We start from the raw sequence: 17,824 nt of genomic DNA, 5'->3' as shown, positions 1-17,824 counted from the left end.
GCTCCTACATGGGTACGGCGTACCCTCACCAGGGCCCGATAGCATGATGATTCTCTCTCCCTGGCGTGCCGATTTTCCGGCCATCGCCGCCCTGCAACGGCAAGACCAGACCTATCTGGACAACGCCGCCACCACGCAAAAACCTCAAGCCCTGCTCGATGCCCTGGCGCACTACTACGCCAACGGCGCGGCCAACGTGCATCGGGCGCAGCATTTGCCCGGCGCCCACGCCACCCAGGCGTTCGAGGACAGCCGCCGCAAAGTCGCGCAATGGCTCAATGCTGGCGATTGCGGGCAGATCATCTTTACCCACGGCGCGACGTCCGCGCTGAATCTCCTGGCCTACGGCCTGGAACATCTTTTCAATCCGGGCGACGAAATTGTCATCAGCGCCCTGGAGCATCACGCCAACCTGCTGCCGTGGCAGCAACTGGCGCACCGTCGCGACCTGAAACTGGTGATCCTGCCGCTGGATGCCGACGGCGTGATCGACCTTGAAGCCGCCACCGGCTTGATCGGCCCACGCACGCGTCTGTTGGCCGTCAGTCAACTGTCCAACGTGATTGGCGCGTGGCAGCCGCTGCCTGAATTACTGGCACTGGCCAAGGCGCACAATGCCCTGACCGTGATCGACGGCGCCCAGGGCGTGGTCCATGGCCGCCACGACGTGCAAGCGCTGGGCTGCGACTTTTATGTATTCTCCAGCCACAAGCTCTACGGCCCCGATGGTCTGGGCGTATTGTTTGGCCGCAATGAAGCGCTGCAGAAGCTGCGGCCGTGGCAGTTCGGCGGCGAAATGGTGCTCGATGCCAATTACCACGACGCACGCTTTCGCCCGGCACCGCTGGGTTTCGAGGCAGGGACGCCGCCGATTGCCAGTGTGATCGGCCTGGGAGCGACCCTGGATTACCTCGCCGGGCTCGATCATGACGCCGTGTCCCTCCATGAAGCGGCGCTGCATGCCTGTCTGCTCAAGGGCCTGGAAGCGCGCAACGGCATTCGCCTGCTGGGCAAGCCACAAGTGGCACTGGTCAGTTTCACCGTCGAGGGTGTGCATAACTCCGATCTTGCGCATTTGCTGACCGAACAAGGGATCGCGGTGCGTGCCGGCCATCACTGCGCCATGCCGCTGCTCAAGCGCTTCGAACTGGCCGGGGCGATTCGGGTGTCGTTGGCGCTGTACAACGATTCCGAAGACCTGGAGCGGTTCTTTGAAGCCCTGGATCAGGCGCTGGAGCTATTGCGATGAACCTGCCTGCCGATGCCGTGACGGCACTCGAGACCTTTCAGAAAGCAGCCGGCTGGGAGCAACGCGCCCGCCTGCTGATGCAATGGGGCGAGCGCCTGCCGACCTTGAGTGATGCGCAGATGTGCGATGCCAACCGGGTGCACGGCTGTGAAAGCCAGGTGTGGCTGATGGGTGAGTTGCGCGATGGCCATTGGCGATTCAGCGCCAATAGCGACGCGCGGTTGATTCGCGGGTTGGTGGCGTTGCTGCTGGCGCGGGTCAACGGGTTGTCCGCGGCTGAGCTGCAACAGGTGGATTTGCCGGACTGGTTCAATCAGCTTGGACTGGGGCGGCAGTTGTCCGAGTCTCGTAGCAATGGTTTGAATGCAGTGCTACAGCGGATGCGGGAGTTGGCTCAATAAAGGGGCTGCTTCGCAGCCCATCGCGAGCAGGCTCGCTCCTACAGGATCACCGAAATCCCTGTGGGAGCGAGCCTGCTCGCGATGGGGCCATCAGCCTTACAGATCAGGCCTGCGACTTGACCCGATCCGCCGGCCGCCGCACACCCGCCACGATCTTGTCCACAGCCTTGGTCGCCGCGACCATGCCGAACGTCGCCGTCACCATCATCACTGCGCCAAACCCGCCGGCACAGTCGAGCTTCACCCCATCACCGACAAAACTCTTCTGCAGGCAAATGCTGCCATCCGGTTTCGGGTAGCGCAGTTGCTCGGTGGAAAACACGCACGGCACGCTGTAATGGCGAGTCACGGTGCGTGAGAAGCCGTAGTCGCGGCGCAGTGTGGAGCGCACTTTCGACGCCAACGGATCGTTGAACGTGCGATTGAGGTCGCAGACCTGGATCAACGTCGGGTCAATCTGCCCGCCCGCGCCGCCGGTGGTGATGATCTGGATCTTGCGCCGCTTGCACCAGGCGATCAGCGCGGCCTTGGCGTTGACGCTGTCGATGCAGTCGATCACGCAGTCGATGTTCGGTGTGATGTACTCGGCCATGGTGTCGCGGGTGACGAAGTCAGGCACCGCGTGCACCGTGCAGTCCGGATTGATCCCGCGCAGACGCTCGGCCATCACCTCGACCTTGGGCTTGCCCACCGTGCTGTCCAGCGCATGCAGTTGACGGTTGACGTTGCTGACGCAGACGTCATCCAGGTCGAACAGCGAAATCTCGCCCACGCCACAACGGGCCATGGCTTCCGCCGCCCAGGAACCGACACCACCGACGCCGACGATCGCCACATGGGCAGCCCGCAGTCGCTCCAGCCCTTCGATGCCATACAAGCGGGCGATGCCGGCAAACCGCGGATCTTCTGTACTCATGACCATTACCTAAAAAACCGGCGCGTATTATACGGCCAGACGGTAACAAGTCCTACACAGAGCGGCGACATAGCCTACAAATCGATGGCGATAAGCCCTACACCAGAAATGACAGAACTTTAGCGAATACAGATTGCCCAACGTCCGGCATTTCCCTGTCCGCTGTACGGTCAGAGAACCGCCGGTGTAGGATGCGCGCCCTTTACGGCCGCCGACCGTCCCCTCGTTCCACAGCCTTTGGAACCCGAAATAGCTATGTCATCGCGTAAATTTGGACTCAACCTGGTCGTGGTGCTCGCCATCGCTGCCTTGTTTACCGGCTTCTGGGCGCTGATCAACCGCCCGGTCACCGCCCCCAACTGGCCTGAACAGATCTCCGGCTTCTCGTACTCGCCATTCCAGCAGGGCCAGTTCCCGCAGAAAGACCAGTACCCGACCGACGATCAAATGCGTCGCGACCTGGAGATCATGAGCAAGCTGACGGACAACATCCGCATCTACTCGGTCGATGGCACCCTGCAAAACATCCCGAAACTGGCGGAAGAGTTCGGCTTGCGGGTGACCCTGGGGATCTGGATCAGTCCGGACCAGGAACGCAACGAACGGGAAATTACCCGCGCCATTGAAATCGCCAATGCCTCGCGTAGCGTGGTTCGTGTGGTGGTCGGCAACGAGGCCATTTACCGCAAGGAAATCACCGCCCAGGAACTCAGCGTCATGCTCGATCGCGTGCGTGCTGCCGTGAAAGTGCCGGTGACCACGTCCGAACAGTGGCACGTCTGGGAAGAACACCCGGAACTGGCCAGGCACGTCGACCTGATCGCCGCGCACATCCTGCCTTACTGGGAGTTCGTCCCGATGGACAAGGCCGGGCAGTTCGTCCTCGACCGCGCCCGCGACCTGAAAAAGATGTTCCCGAAAAAACCACTGCTGCTGTCCGAGGTGGGCTGGCCGAGCAACGGCCGCATGCGCGGTGGCGCCGATGCCTCCCCGGCGGACCAGGCGATCTACCTGCGAACCCTGGTCAACAAGCTCAACCGCCAGGGTTTCAACTACTTCGTGATCGAAGCGTTCGACCAGCCGTGGAAAGCCAGCGACGAAGGTTCCGTCGGCGCCTATTGGGGCGTGTTCAACGCCGCGCGCCAGCAGAAGTTCAACTTCGAAGGCCCGGTGGTAGCGATTCCGCAATGGCGCGTGTTGGCCATTGGTTCGGTGGTATTGGCGCTGTTGTCGCTGACCCTGCTGATGATCGACGGCTCGGCCCTGCGCCAGCGTGGCCGTACCTTCCTGACCTTCATTGCGTTCCTGTGCGGTTCGGTGCTGGTGTGGATCGGTTACGACTACAGCCAGCAATACAGCACCTGGTTCAGCCTGACGGTGGGCTTCTTGCTCGCCCTCGGTGCACTCGGGGTGTTTATCGTGCTGCTGACCGAAGCCCATGAACTGGCCGAAGCGGTGTGGGTGCACAAGCGCCGGCGCGAGTTCCTGCCGGTGGAAGGCGATTCCAGCTACCGGCCGAAAGTGTCGATTCACGTGCCCTGCTACAACGAGCCGCCGGAGATGGTCAAACAGACCCTCAACGCCCTGGCCAACCTCGACTATCCGGACTTCGAAGTCCTGATCATCGACAACAACACCAAGGACCCGGCGGTCTGGGAACCGGTGCGCGATTATTGCGAAACCCTCGGCCCGCGCTTCAAGTTCTTCCACGTGGCACCGCTGGCCGGCTTCAAGGGCGGCGCGCTGAACTACCTGATCCCGCACACCGCCAAGGATGCCGAAGTGATCGCGGTGATCGACTCCGATTACTGCGTGCACCCGAACTGGCTCAAGCACATGGTGCCGCACTTCGCCGACCCGAAAATCGCCGTGGTGCAGTCGCCGCAGGATTACCGCGACCAGAACGAAAGCACCTTCAAGAAGCTCTGCTACGCGGAATACAAGGGTTTCTTCCACATCGGCATGGTGACCCGCAACGACCGCGACGCGATCATCCAGCACGGCACCATGACCATGACCCGTCGCTCGGTGCTCGAAGAACTGGGCTGGGCCGACTGGTGCATCTGTGAGGACGCCGAACTGGGTCTGCGGGTATTCGAAAAAGGCCTGTCGGCGGCGTATTACCACACCAGCTACGGCAAAGGCCTGATGCCCGATACCTTTATCGACTTCAAGAAACAGCGTTTCCGCTGGGCCTACGGCGCGATTCAGATCATCAAGCGCCACACCGCCAGCCTGCTGCGCGGCAAGGACACCGAGCTGACCCGTGGCCAGCGTTACCACTTCCTCGCTGGCTGGTTGCCGTGGGTGGCGGACGGCATGAACATCTTCTTCACCGTTGGCGCGCTGTTGTGGTCGGCGGCGATGATCATCGTGCCGCAACGGGTCGATCCGCCGCTGCTGATTTTCGCAATCCCGCCATTGGCGCTGTTCGTGTTCAAGGTCGCCAAGATCATCTTCCTCTACCGTCGTGCGGTCGGAGTGAACCTGAAGGACGCCTTCTGCGCGGCGCTGGCCGGTCTGGCGTTGTCCCACACCATTGCCAAAGCGGTGCTGTACGGCTTCTTCACCAGCAGCATTCCGTTCTTCCGCACGCCGAAGAATGCCGATAACCATGGCTTCTGGGTGGCGATTTCGGAAGCCCGGGAAGAGATGTTCATCATGTTGCTGTTGTGGGGCGCTGCCTTGGGGATCTTCCTGGTGAACGGCATGCCGAGCAACGACATGCGCTTCTGGGTGACCATGCTGCTGGTGCAGTCGCTGCCGTACCTGGCGGCGTTGATCATGGCGTTCCTGTCGTCGCTGCCGAAACCGACCGCCGAGCCTGAAACGGCACCTGTCGTCTAAATCTCTGCGGATGCACTAAACGGCGGCCAATGGTCGCCGTTTTGCTTTAAGATAAGCGCCATTTTGCGGGGCTTGGCTTAAGGGTCAGACCCAATACCTGTGGGAGCGAGCCTGCTCGCGATGAGGCCGTCACATTCAACCATTATGTTGACAGTGACATTGCTATCGCGAGCAGGCTCGCTCCCACATTTACAGCTTCCGGAGTTTTCCATGACGGCCCACGCCGACCTTTCGCCGACCCTCCAACTCGCCATCGACCTGATCCGCCGTCCGTCCGTGACGCCGATCGACGCCGATTGCCAGAAGCAGATGATGCAGCGCCTGGGCGATGCCGGTTTCACCCTGGAACCGATGCGCATCGAAGATGTGGATAACTTCTGGGCCACCCATGGCCAGGACGACGGTCCGGTGCTGTGCTTCGCCGGCCACACCGACGTGGTCCCGACCGGCCCGGTGACGGCCTGGCAGATCGAACCGTTCAACGCACTGATCGACGAACACGGCATGCTCTGCGGCCGTGGCGCCGCCGACATGAAAGGCAGCCTCGCTGCCATGACCGTCGCCTCCGAGCGTTTTGTCGCCGACTACCCGAATCACAAGGGAAAAGTCGCGTTCCTGATCACCAGCGACGAAGAAGGCCCGGCGCACCACGGCACCAAGGCCGTGGTCGAACGCCTCGCCGCGCGCAAGGAACGTCTGGACTGGTGCATCGTCGGCGAACCGTCGAGCACCACCCTGGTGGGTGACGTGGTCAAGAACGGCCGTCGCGGCTCCCTTGGCGCCAAGCTGACCGTACACGGTGTGCAAGGCCACGTGGCCTACCCGCACCTGGCCAAGAACCCGATCCACCTCGCTGCCCCGGCCCTGGCCGAACTGGCTGCCGAGCACTGGGATCACGGTAACGATTTCTTCCCGCCGACCAGTTTCCAGATCTCCAACGTCAATTCCGGCACCGGCGCGACCAACGTGATCCCGGGTGACCTGGTGGCGGTGTTCAACTTCCGCTTCTCCACCGAGTCCACCGTCGAAGGCCTGCAAAAGCGCGTCACCAACATTCTCGACAAGCATGGCCTGGACTGGCACATCGACTGGGCACTGTCCGGCCTGCCGTTCCTCACCGAACCGGGCGCGCTGCTCGACGCGGTGTCGGCGAGCATCAAGGACATCACCGGTCGCGAAACAAAAGCGTCCACCAGCGGTGGTACCTCCGATGGCCGCTTCATCGCGACCATGGGTACCCAAGTGGTTGAGCTGGGCCCGGTCAACGCGACCATCCACCAGGTCAACGAACGCGTGCTGGCCGCCGATCTCGACGTGCTGACCGAGATCTACTACCAGACCCTGATCAAGTTGCTCGCCTGATGCTTGCGTGCCCGATCTGCAGTGAGCCGCTGAATGCGGTGGACAACGGCGTGGCCTGCCCCGCCGGGCATCGTTTCGACCGCGCGCGCCAGGGTTACTTGAACCTGCTGCCGGTGCAGCACAAGAACAGCCGCGACCCTGGGGATAACCAGGCGATGGTCGAAGCCCGCCGCGACTTTTTGAATGCCGGGCACTACGCCCCGGTGGCCAAGCGTCTGGCGGAGCTGGCCGCTGGTTACGCACCACAGCACTGGCTGGACATCGGTTGTGGCGAGGGTTACTACACCGCGCAAATCGCCGAAGCCCTGCCGGATGCCGAAGGTTATGCCCTGGACATCTCCCGCGAAGCGGTCAAACGCGCCTGCAAACGCAACCCGCAGCTCACCTGGTTGATCGCCAGCATGGCGCGAGTTCCACTGGCGCCAGGCAGCTGTCAGTTCCTCGCCAGTGTCTTCAGCCCCCTGGATTGGGAAGAAGCCAAGCGCCTGCTCAGCCCCGGCGGCGGCCTGATGAAGGTCGGGCCGACCAGCGGCCATCTGATGGAACTGCGTGAGCGGCTGTACGACGAAGTGCGCGAGTACATTGACGACAAGCATCTGGACCTGGTGCCGGAAGGCATGGTGCTGGCGCACAGCGAGACGCTGACGTTCAAGCTGACGCTGGACAAGCCGCAGGACCGCGCCAACCTGCTGGCGATGACGCCCCATGGCTGGCGTGCCAGTGCCGAGCGCCGGACAGCGGTTATCGAACAGGCCGAGTCGTTCGAGACCACCGTATCAATGCGCTACGATTATTTCGTTCTTCAATAACTTTTGGTTCCGGGCGAGTGCCCGGGGCCGGCTAAATCCGCGAATGGATTTTTCAGACCCGCAGTGAGGACATCCATGCGCCAACCCGATATCGAGATTTACCTGAAAGACGCCGACGTCGACCACAAGGCCATTTCCGCCTGGCTCGGTGCGGCATTGGGCCCGTGCACCGATTGGGTCCAGAAGGGCCAGACCTACAAGTGCAAGGCCGGCAACGTGCCAGTGACCTGGCTGCCAAAAGCCGTCGGCAAGTGGAACAGCCTGTACCTGGAAAGCGACCAGACCCCGTGGGACGACGACATCGCCTGCGCCCGCGCCGCGTTTGCCGCGCTGAACGTGGAAGTGCGTTGCGCACCGGGCACCTGGGTCGAGGAAGAAGGTGAAGAGACCGCCGATCGCTGGATTCGTATCAGCGTCGATGGTGAAGAAGAGATCACCTGGAAAACAGCTTAACAACTGATTTGGGTATGCCTCAAATGGCCTGCCCAAAGAAGGTCCACTGTGGGAGCGAGCCTGCTCGCGAATGCGGTATGTCAGTCGATATCAATGTTGACTGATACACCGCATTCGCGAGCAGGCTCGCTCCCACAGTGGTTTTGTGTGATTACAGACCTACAACATCCTCAGCCTGCAACCCCTTCTGCCCTTCCACCACCGCGTATTCAACCTGCTGGCCCTCGGCCAGTGAACGGTGGCCTTCACCGCGAATCGCGCGGTAGTGCACGAATACGTCCACCCCGTCCTCGCGCTGAATGAAGCCGTAGCCCTTGGCGTCGTTGAACCACTTCACGTTGCCGGTTTCGCGTGTTGCCATTTGTTCATACTCCCTTTTTATTATTGGTCGGGCTTTTCGCAGGAAAGCCTCGGGAACGTCTATCTGCGTGCGACGTCCCTTCAAGGGTACGGACAGCAGACGGCCGAGTATATGACAGGCAGCGAAACTCTCAACTCAAGTTTACTTACCCGCTTTTTTGCCGATTTTCGACGAATCCGGCACACTATCGGCCTCCCGAGCAAACGCTCGGTTTTATTCACTCACGCAGAAGCCGTATGACCCGCTCCCCGTTCCGCCGTCTTGTGTTTGGCACCCTGCGCCGACTGTTGTACCTCTGGGTTCGCTCCGAGACGATCAACCAGTCGTCGTTCACCCTCAACCTCGACCGCAGTCGTCCGGTGTTCTACGTCCTGCAAAACCCTTCGCTGACCGACCTCGCCGTGGTCGACACCGAGTGCAGCAAGGCCGGCCTGCCACGCCCGGTGCTGCCGGTGTCGGTGGGCAACCTGCTGGAACCTGCCGCGTTCTTCTACCTGACTCCCGATCCTGACTGGCTCGGCCGCCAGGACAAGCGTGGCGCGCCACCGACACTGACCCGCCTGGTCAGCGCCCTGAGCCAGAACGCCGCCGAAGACGCGCAGATCATTCCGGTCAGCGTGTTCTGGGGCCAGTCGCCGGACAGCGAAAACAGCCCGTGGAAACTCCTGTTCGCCGACAGCTGGGCGGTTACCGGGCGCCTGCGTCGCTTGCTGAGCGTCATCGTACTGGGACGCAAGACCCGCGTGCAGTTCTCCGCGCCGATCCACCTGCGCGAACTGATCGAGCACGACAAGGGCCACGAGCGCACCGTGCGCATGGCCCAGCGCATCCTGCGGGTGCATTTCCGCAACCTGAAGGCCGCGGTGATCGGCCCGGACATTTCCCACCGCCGCAACCTGGTCAAAGGCCTGCTGAACCAGCCGCAGGTCAAACAAGCGATCCTCGACGAAGCCGAGCGCGAGAACATCTCGCCGGAGAAAGCCAAAGCCCAGGCGCTGCGCTACGGTAACGAAATCGCCTCGGACTACACCTACACTGCGATCCGTTTTATGGAAGTGGTGCTGAGCTGGTTCTGGAACAAGATCTACGACGGCATCAAGGTCAACCACATCGAGGGCGTGCAGAAGGTCGCCCAGGGTCACGAAGTAATCTACGTGCCGTGCCACCGCAGCCACATCGACTATCTGCTGCTGTCCTATCTACTGTTCCGCAACGGCCTGACCCCTCCGCACATTGCCGCGGGCATCAACCTGAACATGCCCGTGATCGGCGGCCTGCTGCGTCGCGGCGGCGCGTTTTTCATGCGCCGCACGTTCAAGGGCAACCTGCTGTACACCTCGGTGTTCAACGAATACCTGCACACCCTGTTCACCAAGGGTTTCCCGGTGGAATATTTCGTCGAGGGTGGCCGCTCGCGCACCGGGCGCATGCTGCAACCGAAGACCGGGATGCTGGCGATCACCCTGCGCAGCTTCCTGCGCTCATCACGCATGCCCATCGTGTTCGTGCCGGTGTACATCGGCTACGAGCGCGTATTGGAAGGTCGAACCTATCTTGGCGAGTTGCGCGGTGCGGCCAAGAAGAAAGAGTCGATCTTCGATATTTTCAAAGTCATCGGCGCGCTCAAACAGCGCTTCGGCCAGGTGGCGGTGAACTTCGGCGAGCCGATCAAACTGGCGGAATTCCTCGACGGCGAACAGCCGGACTGGCGCCAACAGGAACTCGGCCCGCAGTTCAGACCCGCCTGGCTCAACGAAACCACCAATCGTCTTGGCGAGAAAGTCGCCCGGCATCTGAACGAAGCGGCGGCGATCAACCCGGTCAACCTGGTGGCACTGGCGCTGCTGTCGACCACCCGACTAGCGCTGGATGACCGGGCTATGGCGCGGGTGCTGGACCTGTACCTGGCGCTGCTGCGCAAGGTGCCGTACTCGCCGCACACCACCCTGCCGGAAGGCGATGGCCGGGCGCTGATCGAGCACGTGAAGGACATGGACCTTCTATCCGAGCAGAGCGATGCGTTGGGCAAGATCCTGTATCTGGGCGAGCAGAATGCGGTCCTGATGACCTACTACCGCAACAACGTGCTGCACATCTTCGCACTGCCGGCGTTGCTGGCGAGCTTCTTCCAGAGCGCCTCGCGCATGAGCCGCGAACAGATCCTGCGCTACACCCGCGCGCTGTACCCGTACCTGCAAGCGGAGCTGTTCATTCGCTGGTCGCTGGACGAACTGGATGCGGTGATCGATCAATGGCTGGAGGCGTTCGTCGAGCAAGGCCTGCTGCGTTTCGAAAACGACGTGTACCTGCGTCCGGCGCCAAGCTCGCGGCATTTCGTGCTGCTGACCTTGCTGTCGAAAAGCATCGCCCAGACTTTGCAGCGCTTCTACATGACCGTGTCCCTGCTGCTCAACAGTGGCCAGAACAGCATCAGCGCCGAAGAGCTGGAGGACTTGTGCACGGTCATGGCCCAGCGCCTGTCGATCCTGCATGGCCTGAACGCCCCGGAATTCTTCGACAAGAGCCTGTTCCGCCACTTCATCCAGACCATGCTCGACCTCGACGTGCTCAAACGTGATGAAGCGGGCAAGCTGAGCTATCACGAACTGCTCGGTGAACTGGCCGAAGGCGCGGCCAAGCGCGTATTGCCAGCGGAGATTCGTTTGTCGATTCGGCAGGTGGCGTTGCATCGTAGTGAAGATGCCGCCGACCAAGCCACCCCACCTGTACAAAGCGTCTAGATTGATCAGGGCGCCAATCGGTTCTGGCGCCCTCGATACGGAGATTCACCGATGAAAAAACTGCCCCTGATCGCAGCCGCCGTCCTACTGACAGCCTGCCAGCACCCGACACCGGCGCCCAAGGCCTCCCTTGATGGCGAAGTCTTCTACCTGCAACGCATCGCCCTGCCACCGACGGCGATCCTGAGCGTCAGCCTGCAGGACATTTCACTCGCCGATGCTCCGGCGAAAGTCATCGACGAACAGCGCGGCCAGGTCAAAGGCCAGGTGCCCCTGGCCTTCCATCTCAGCTACGACCCGCTGAAGGTAGAGCCCAACCACCGTTACTCGGTCAGCGCGCGCATTGAAGTCGACGGCAAACTGATGTTCATCACCACCGAGAATCATCCCGTGCGCCTGGACGGCACCGATCCACAACCGCTGAAGGTCCGCGTCGACCCAGCCCGCTACTAAGTGTCTTTTTCGAAAAAGGAAGTTGCCATGTTCCGCCCTACCCTCCGCTTTGCCGGCCTGTGCGCTGGCTTGATGATCTGTGCCAACGCCCTGGCGCTGTCCCTCACTGACCTGTCGCAGAAAGACGCCACCGGCGGGCTCAAGGACGCACTGACCCAAGGCGCGCAACTGGCCGTCAAACAACTCGGCACCCCGGGTGGTTTCAGCAACGACCCGGACGTGAAAATCGAACTGCCGGGCAAGCTGGGCAAGGTCGCGAGCAAGATGAAACAGTTCGGCATGGGTGACCAGGTCGATGAACTGGAAGCCAGCATGAACAAAGCGGCCGAAACCGCCGTGACCCAGGCCCAGCCAATCCTCGTCGATGCCGTGAAGAAAATGACCGTGGAAGATGCCAAGGGCATCCTCAGCGGCGGCAACGACTCGGCCACTCAGTACCTGAACAAGACCAGCCGCGAACAGATCCGTGCCAGGTTCCTGCCCATCGTCAAGCAAGCCACTGACAAGGTTGGCCTGGCCCAGCAGTACAACTCGTTCGCCGGACAAGCGGCGACCATGGGCGTAGTGGATGCGAAGAATGCCAACGTCGAAAACTACGTCACCGAGCAGGCGTTGAATGGCTTGTTCGAGATGATCGGCAAACAGGAAGAAACCATCCGCCAGAACCCGGCGGCTGCGGCGACCAGTTTGGCGAAGAAGGTGTTTGGCACGCTCTGAGCCGCGATACAAAACCTGTGGGAGCAGGCTTGCTCCCACAAAGGTTCAGACCACTGATACGGGCCTTAGAAAGAACACCCACTCGCGCCCCATCTTGCGTTTCTCGAACAGCTTCAACGCGACCAGCCCATTTAGCGTGGCTGATGCTGTGTTGTAGGAACAACCCAGATTCTCCTTCACATTGACCGCCGTGAACTCCTTGGCCATTCCGCTTCTGGCCACTTGAAACAACGCCCGCTGTTTTTCGGTGAGCTGGTCGAGAAAACCACTTTCACGCAACCAGCAATCAAATTGCTGCGCATCGTCCAGACTTTTCCGATACGTCCCGGTAAAACTGCCCACAGCCCGCAACACCACCGAACACTGGAAATCGATGAAGTACGTCAGATCCAGGTCATCCGCCTCGGTATTCAAATACGACCGCCCGTACTTCAACGGCGCATTGCGCAACAAAACACTGATGGCGATGTAGCGAAATGCCGAGAAGTCATTTTTGAACATGAACCAGTAAAACAACGCGCGCGCTACCCGACCGTTACCGTCGCGAAAGGGATGCTCGTAACCCAAGACAAAATGCAGCGCGATGGCTTTGATCAATGGATGAAGGTAGTCCGCTTGATGAGGGTTGTTGTGGGGTTGGTTGATCCACTTGGCCAGCACCTGCAAACGTGACACGAGCCCAGTTGCAGGCGGTGGCGAATGCACGGTATTGCCCTCGCCATCCTGGACGACGACGTCATCGTTGACCCTGAACGCTCCTGGCGAGTACTGCGAATCGTCGATTCCCTCGACGCCAACTCGATGCATGGCTGCAATCAGTTCAACGCTCAGTGGCTCGTAACGCTGCTCCCAGGCGAAGTTCATCATCTTGAAGTTACCGATGACCATTCGCTCATCCGGCGTGCGCGGCGAACGATGGCGCTTAAGCATGTCCTTGGCCACCCGCGTCGTGGTGGCCGCACCTTCGAGCTGGCTGCTACTGATGGCCTCGTCTTCGATCAGATCATTGAGCAAATAGCTGAAATGAGCACGCTCGCCGATCTGGCCGGTCATGTATTCCAGCACTGCGGTTGTCGCCTGACGATCCACTACGGAAATGGCTTTTTGCGCCTGCGGCGTCAGCATGAATTTCAGCCAGCACGCCGGTTCACCCAATGGCAAAAGGTTCGAATACTGTGCAGTCCGCGCTTTCTTGACCAAGGCCCAGCACAGGTTCGAATCCAGTCCAGGTGCCCAGCGGTAGCGCAATGAATCGAACGGCAGGTAACGCCCCTGATCGTCCAAAGGCTTGAGCAAAGCGAGGTATTGCGAAAGGCGTTCCTTATGGGGCGATCGCAACAGCCGATCAAACACCGGATCGGACCGCCCCCTCAAAGTGGGTGGATTTTTCATGGGGCTGTCTCAAACATGCGTGGAACTGGGTCCTGAGTACAACACCTGAGCTTTTAGCCTCAATATCAGACGGGTCCGAGATCAATGTAGGAACAATGAAGGCCCGCTGGTTGGTACAGGTTCAGCGGGCTTCTTCCCTTGGCTATTGCTGCGGATCCAGCTGATCGAGGACGCGGTTCACTGATAGCTGCGCCAGAACAATCATCTGCTGAATGCCGAGTGCAAGATTGCAGGTTGGGCCGCTCAGGATGGACGACAGTTCGGTTGCCATCACATTCGCTGAGGCAAGGGTTTCGTAGGCATGGACTAGGAGAGTTTCGGAATTGACACCTGGGCGGATAGTGAAAATTGGGCAGGGGCGGTATGAAGTTCTCGTTTGTTTTTCGGATTCGGCGGCAGAGTAATCAGGACTGTCTTTGATCATTTTGCGAAGCTCCCAAAGTAGGCGCCTAACGACTATTCGCGGGCTTGCAGTCCCGGCCGCTGAATTGGCAGCGACGGTCAAAGGCTAGAGACCGTGCTTCCGACAGGCAACCTGAAAGTCTTGTGGGAATGGTCTGAATGTTTGATTGGACGATAAACACTTTTGACTGATAAGCCGCCATCGCGAGCAAGCTCGCTCCCACAGAAAAGCAAAAGCACAGCAGCACACACCACCGCGTCGCTCTTCACCACTCATCAGGCCGAGCGTTAGCTCGCCTGCAGCTTTTGATCTTGATCCACCCGCCCCCTCGGAAGGCTGAGCGGAGGTGTTCATCCGGGGATTGGCGCGCAGCGCCGTTCGACGCAGTCGAACTCATTGCATGTAGGTCGAAGCGAAGCCGACCGGAGGGCAATGCCCCCGGATGAATACCGGAGCGAAGGGACGCCGAGCCTTAGCGAGGGGCCGGACGTTCGGGGCGAGCGCTTTTTTTGCTTACTTTTTTTGAGGCGCTTGTTAAAAAAAGTGAGTCGCCGTAAGGGCGAAACCGCCAGTGGCCGTTACCGCAGGAATGGATATGTACACCATCCATAAGCACTTGGTCGGCCCGAAGGCCGCCAAGGTCAAACCATCAAACCGACTCTTTGCGAACCCGAAACCAGGCGGCATAGAGGGCAGGCAAAAACAGCAGCGTCAACGCAGTGGCCACAATCAACCCCCCCATGATCGCCACCGCCATCGGCCCGAAAAACACACTGCGCGACAACGGAATCATCGCCAACACCGCCGCCATCGCCGTCAGCACAATCGGCCGGAACCGCCGCACCGTCGCCTCGATGATCGCCTGCCAAGGCTTCAAACCCGCCGCGATATCCTGCTCGATCTGATCCACCAGAATCACCGAGTTACGCATGATCATCCCCGACAACGCGATGGTCCCCAGCATGGCCACGAAACCGAACGGCTGGCGAAACACCAACAGAAACAGCGTCACCCCGATCAACCCCAGCGGCGCCGTCAGGAACACCATCGCCGTGCGCGAAAAACTTCGCAGCTGCAGCATCAGCAAGGTCAACACCACCACGATGAACAACGGCACCCCGGCCTTCACCGAGTTCTGTCCGCGCGCCGAGTCTTCCACCGTGCCACCGACATCCAGCAAGTAGCCATCCGGCAATTCAGCGCGGATCGAATCGAGGGTCGGCATGATCTGCTGCACCAGCGTCGCCGGTTGCTCCTTGCCATAGATGTCAGCGCGAACGGTCACGTTGGGCAGGCGGTTGCGGTGCCAGATGATGCCCTCTTCGAAGCCGTACTCCAGGGTCGCGATCTGCGACAGCGCGACACTGCGACCATTATCGGTCGGCACCGCCAGGCTCGGCAGCAATGACAGCTCGGTGCGCTCATGCAAGGTGCCGCGCAACAGGATCTCGATCAACTCGTTGTCTTCACGGTACTGGCTGACACTGGAACCGGTCAGGGAGCTTTGCAGGAACCTCGACAGGTTCGCCGTGCTCACGCCCAGCGCCCGCGCGCGGTCCTGATCGATGTTCAGGTAGACAACCTTGCTCGGCTCCTCCCAATCCAGGTGGACGTTGACCACATGCGGGTTCTCGCGAACCTTGGCTGCGACTTTGCGCGCCAGCGCCCGCACTTCCTCGATGTGCTCCCCGGTCACGCGGAACTGCACCGGATAGCCAACCGGCGGACCGTTTTCCAGGCGCGTGACCCGCGAACGCAGCACCGGGAATTGCTCGTTGAGGGTTGCGATCAACCAGGTTCGCAGGGTTTCCCGTTCTTCGATGGTTTTCGCCAGGACGACAAACTGGGCGAAGCTCGCCGCCGGCAGCTGTTGATCCAGCGGTAGGTAGAAACGCGGCGAACCGGTACCGACATAGGCCACGTAATTGTCGATCCCGGCCTTGTCCTTGAGCAGCGCTTCGAGGCGCTTGACCTCGTCGGCGGTGTTGCTCAGCGAAGCGCCTTCGGCCAGTTTCAGATCGACCATCAACTCCAGGCGACCCGATGCCGGGAAGAACTGCTGCGGCACAAAGCGGAACAGCACGATGGAGCCAATGAACAACAGCACGGTCGCCAGGATCACGGTTTTGCGCCAGCGCACGCACCACTCCACCAGACGCCGGACGCGCTGATAAAACGGCGTGGCATACGGATCGGGCTGGCCGGCACCGTGTTTGGCGGCATGAATCTTCGCCAGGTCCGGCAGGAGTTTTTCCCCGAGGTACGGCACGAACACCACCGCGGCCACCCACGACGCCAATAGCGCGATGGTAACCACCTCGAAGATCGAACGGGTGTATTCGCCAGTGCCCGATTGCGCCGTGGCAATCGGCAGGAAGCCGGCCGCGGTGATCAGCGTACCGGTGAGCATCGGGAACGCGGTACTGGTCCAGGCATAACTCGCCGCTTTGACCCGGTCGAAGCCCTGCTCCATTTTGATCGCCATCATTTCCACGGCGATGATCGCGTCGTCCACCAGCAAGCCCAGTGCCAGTACCAGCGCGCCGAGGGAGATCTTGTGCAGGCCGATGCCGAGGTAATACATGCAGGCGAACGTCATCGCCAGCACCAGCGGAATCGCCAGGGCCACCACCATGCCGGTGCGCACGCCGAGGGAGAAGAAGCTCACCAGCAACACAATGGCCAGCGCCTCGACCAGCACTTGCACGAACTCGCCAACACCGGTTTTCACCGCAGCCGGTTGGTCGGAAACCTTGCGCAGCTCCATACCGGCCGGGAGGTTTTTCTGGATGCGGGCGAACTCGATTTCCAGCGCCTTGCCCAGTACCAGAATGTCACCGCCGTCCTTCATCGCCACCGCGAGGCCGATGGCGTCCTGCGCCATGAAGCGCATGCGCGGCGCCGGTGGATCGTTGAAACCACGGCGCACGTCGGCCACGTCGGAGATGCGGAAGGTGCGATCACCGACGCGGATCGGGAAGTTCTTGATCTCGTCGACCGTCTGAAAATTCCCCGTCACCCGTAGCTGCAATCGCTCGCTGCTGGTTTCGAAGAAACCTGCCGTGGACACCGCGTTCTGTTCTTCAAGGGCTTGCTGGACGACAGCCAGCGGCAAGCCGAGGGTGGCGAGCTTGACGTTGGAGAGCTCGATCCAGACTTTCTCGTCCTGCAACCCCAGCAGTTCGACCTTGCCCACATCCTTGACCCGTTGCAGCTGGATCTGGATGCGGTCGGCGTAGTCCTTGAGCACGGCGTAGTCGAAACCCTCGCCGGTCAGGGCGTAGATATTGCCGAACGTGGTGCCGAATTCATCGTTGAAGAACGGCCCCTGAATCCCCGGCGGCAGGGTATGACGGATGTCGCTGATCTTCTTGCGCACCTGATACCAGAGCTCCGGGATCTCCACCGAGTGCATGGAGTCGCGCGCAATGAACGTCACCTGGGATTCGCCGGGGCGGGAGAACGACACGATGCGGTCATATTCGCCGGTTTCCATCAGCTTCTTTTCGATGCGTTCGGTGACCTGGCGCGAGACTTCCTCGGCGGTCGCTCCCGGCCAGTTGGTGCGAATCACCATGGCCTTGAAGGTGAACGGCGGATCCTCGCTCTGGCCGAGCTTGGTGTAGGAAAGTGCGCCGACGATGGCCAGCAACAGCATCAGGAACAGGACGATCTGGCGATTACGCAGCGCCCATTCGGAAACGTTGAAGCGCATCGGGG

14 protein-coding genes are annotated in these 17,824 nt (G+C 60.8%); 9 read left to right on the top strand and 5 right to left on the bottom strand.

Annotation, left to right across the window (positions count from 1 at the left end; all coding sequences use genetic code 11):
• Positions 1 to 43 precede the first annotated feature (43 nt).
• Positions 44 to 1,249: a cysteine desulfurase gene (locus tag WHX55_RS05595; protein ID WP_150757295.1), complete on the top strand. Its 1,206-nt coding sequence runs from the start codon at positions 44 to 46 to the stop codon at positions 1,247 to 1,249.
• Positions 1,246 to 1,650, top strand: coding sequence for a SufE family protein (locus tag WHX55_RS05590; RefSeq protein WP_353742208.1), 405 nt, complete (start codon positions 1,246 to 1,248; stop codon positions 1,648 to 1,650). Before WHX55_RS05595 ends, WHX55_RS05590 begins: the two co-directional genes overlap by 4 nt.
• 103 nt (positions 1,651 to 1,753) lie before the next feature.
• On the opposite strand, the gene tcdA is transcribed toward WHX55_RS05590, so the two are convergent.
• Positions 1,754 to 2,572, bottom strand: coding sequence for a tRNA cyclic N6-threonylcarbamoyladenosine(37) synthase TcdA (gene tcdA / locus WHX55_RS05585; RefSeq protein ID WP_353742207.1), 819 nt, complete (start codon positions 2,570 to 2,572; stop codon positions 1,754 to 1,756).
• A gap of 249 nt (positions 2,573 to 2,821) precedes the next feature.
• Between tcdA and WHX55_RS05580 the strand changes: the two genes are divergently transcribed.
• From WHX55_RS05580 to WHX55_RS05565, 4 genes are all read left to right on the top strand, one after another.
• The gene (locus tag WHX55_RS05580; RefSeq protein ID WP_150754208.1) at positions 2,822 to 5,413 is read left to right on the top strand and encodes a glycosyltransferase; all 2,592 of its coding nucleotides are present in this window, start codon (positions 2,822 to 2,824) and stop codon (positions 5,411 to 5,413) included.
• Positions 5,414 to 5,623: 210 nt separating this feature from the next.
• The gene (dapE, locus tag WHX55_RS05575; protein WP_353742206.1) at positions 5,624 to 6,775 is read left to right on the top strand and encodes a succinyl-diaminopimelate desuccinylase; all 1,152 of its coding nucleotides are present in this window, start codon (positions 5,624 to 5,626) and stop codon (positions 6,773 to 6,775) included.
• On the top strand, positions 6,775 to 7,584 hold the full coding sequence (locus WHX55_RS05570; RefSeq protein WP_150754210.1) for a putative RNA methyltransferase: 810 nt from the start codon (positions 6,775 to 6,777) through the stop codon (positions 7,582 to 7,584). The genes dapE and WHX55_RS05570 overlap by 1 nt, the downstream gene beginning before the upstream one ends.
• A gap of 75 nt (positions 7,585 to 7,659) precedes the next feature.
• Complete coding sequence (locus WHX55_RS05565) at positions 7,660 to 8,037, top strand: hypothetical protein (RefSeq protein WP_008052800.1); 378 nt, start codon at positions 7,660 to 7,662, stop codon at positions 8,035 to 8,037.
• 151 nt (positions 8,038 to 8,188) lie between these two features.
• Here WHX55_RS05565 and WHX55_RS05560 read toward each other — a convergent pair whose 3' ends face one another.
• Positions 8,189 to 8,398: a cold-shock protein gene (locus WHX55_RS05560; RefSeq protein WP_053159625.1), complete on the bottom strand. Its 210-nt coding sequence runs from the start codon at positions 8,396 to 8,398 to the stop codon at positions 8,189 to 8,191.
• A gap of 236 nt (positions 8,399 to 8,634) precedes the next feature.
• Between WHX55_RS05560 and plsB the strand changes: the two genes are divergently transcribed.
• From plsB to WHX55_RS05545, 3 genes are read left to right on the top strand one after another with little or no spacing between them, the layout of a single operon-like run.
• A complete protein-coding gene (gene plsB, locus WHX55_RS05555; protein ID WP_353742205.1) occupies positions 8,635 to 11,139 on the top strand; it encodes a glycerol-3-phosphate 1-O-acyltransferase PlsB in 2,505 nt (834 codons plus the stop codon).
• Positions 11,140 to 11,190: 51 nt separating this feature from the next.
• A complete protein-coding gene (locus WHX55_RS05550) occupies positions 11,191 to 11,592 on the top strand; it encodes a YbaY family lipoprotein (protein WP_150727752.1) in 402 nt (133 codons plus the stop codon).
• Between the two features lie 27 nt (positions 11,593 to 11,619).
• Positions 11,620 to 12,309, top strand: coding sequence for a DUF4197 domain-containing protein (locus WHX55_RS05545; RefSeq protein WP_353742204.1), 690 nt, complete (start codon positions 11,620 to 11,622; stop codon positions 12,307 to 12,309).
• Positions 12,310 to 12,354: 45 nt separating this feature from the next.
• Here WHX55_RS05545 and WHX55_RS05540 read toward each other — a convergent pair whose 3' ends face one another.
• The 3 genes from WHX55_RS05540 to WHX55_RS05530 form a co-directional block, all read right to left on the bottom strand.
• A complete protein-coding gene (locus WHX55_RS05540) occupies positions 12,355 to 13,701 on the bottom strand; it encodes a Fic family protein (RefSeq protein WP_353742203.1) in 1,347 nt (448 codons plus the stop codon).
• 142 nt (positions 13,702 to 13,843) lie between these two features.
• Positions 13,844 to 14,125, bottom strand: a complete 282-nt coding sequence (locus WHX55_RS05535; protein WP_353742202.1) for a DUF6124 family protein — start codon at positions 14,123 to 14,125, stop codon at positions 13,844 to 13,846.
• Between the two features lie 628 nt (positions 14,126 to 14,753).
• Positions 14,754 to 17,819: an efflux RND transporter permease subunit gene (locus WHX55_RS05530; RefSeq protein ID WP_150757290.1), complete on the bottom strand. Its 3,066-nt coding sequence runs from the start codon at positions 17,817 to 17,819 to the stop codon at positions 14,754 to 14,756.
• Positions 17,820 to 17,824 lie beyond the last annotated feature (5 nt).

The sequence above is a fragment of the Pseudomonas fluorescens genome (assembly GCF_040448305.1).
GTDB classification, from domain to species: domain Bacteria; phylum Pseudomonadota; class Gammaproteobacteria; order Pseudomonadales; family Pseudomonadaceae; genus Aquipseudomonas; species Aquipseudomonas fluorescens_BH.
The sequence above is the reverse complement of the archived record's forward strand: the minus strand, read 5'-3'. Positions and strand labels throughout refer to the sequence as shown.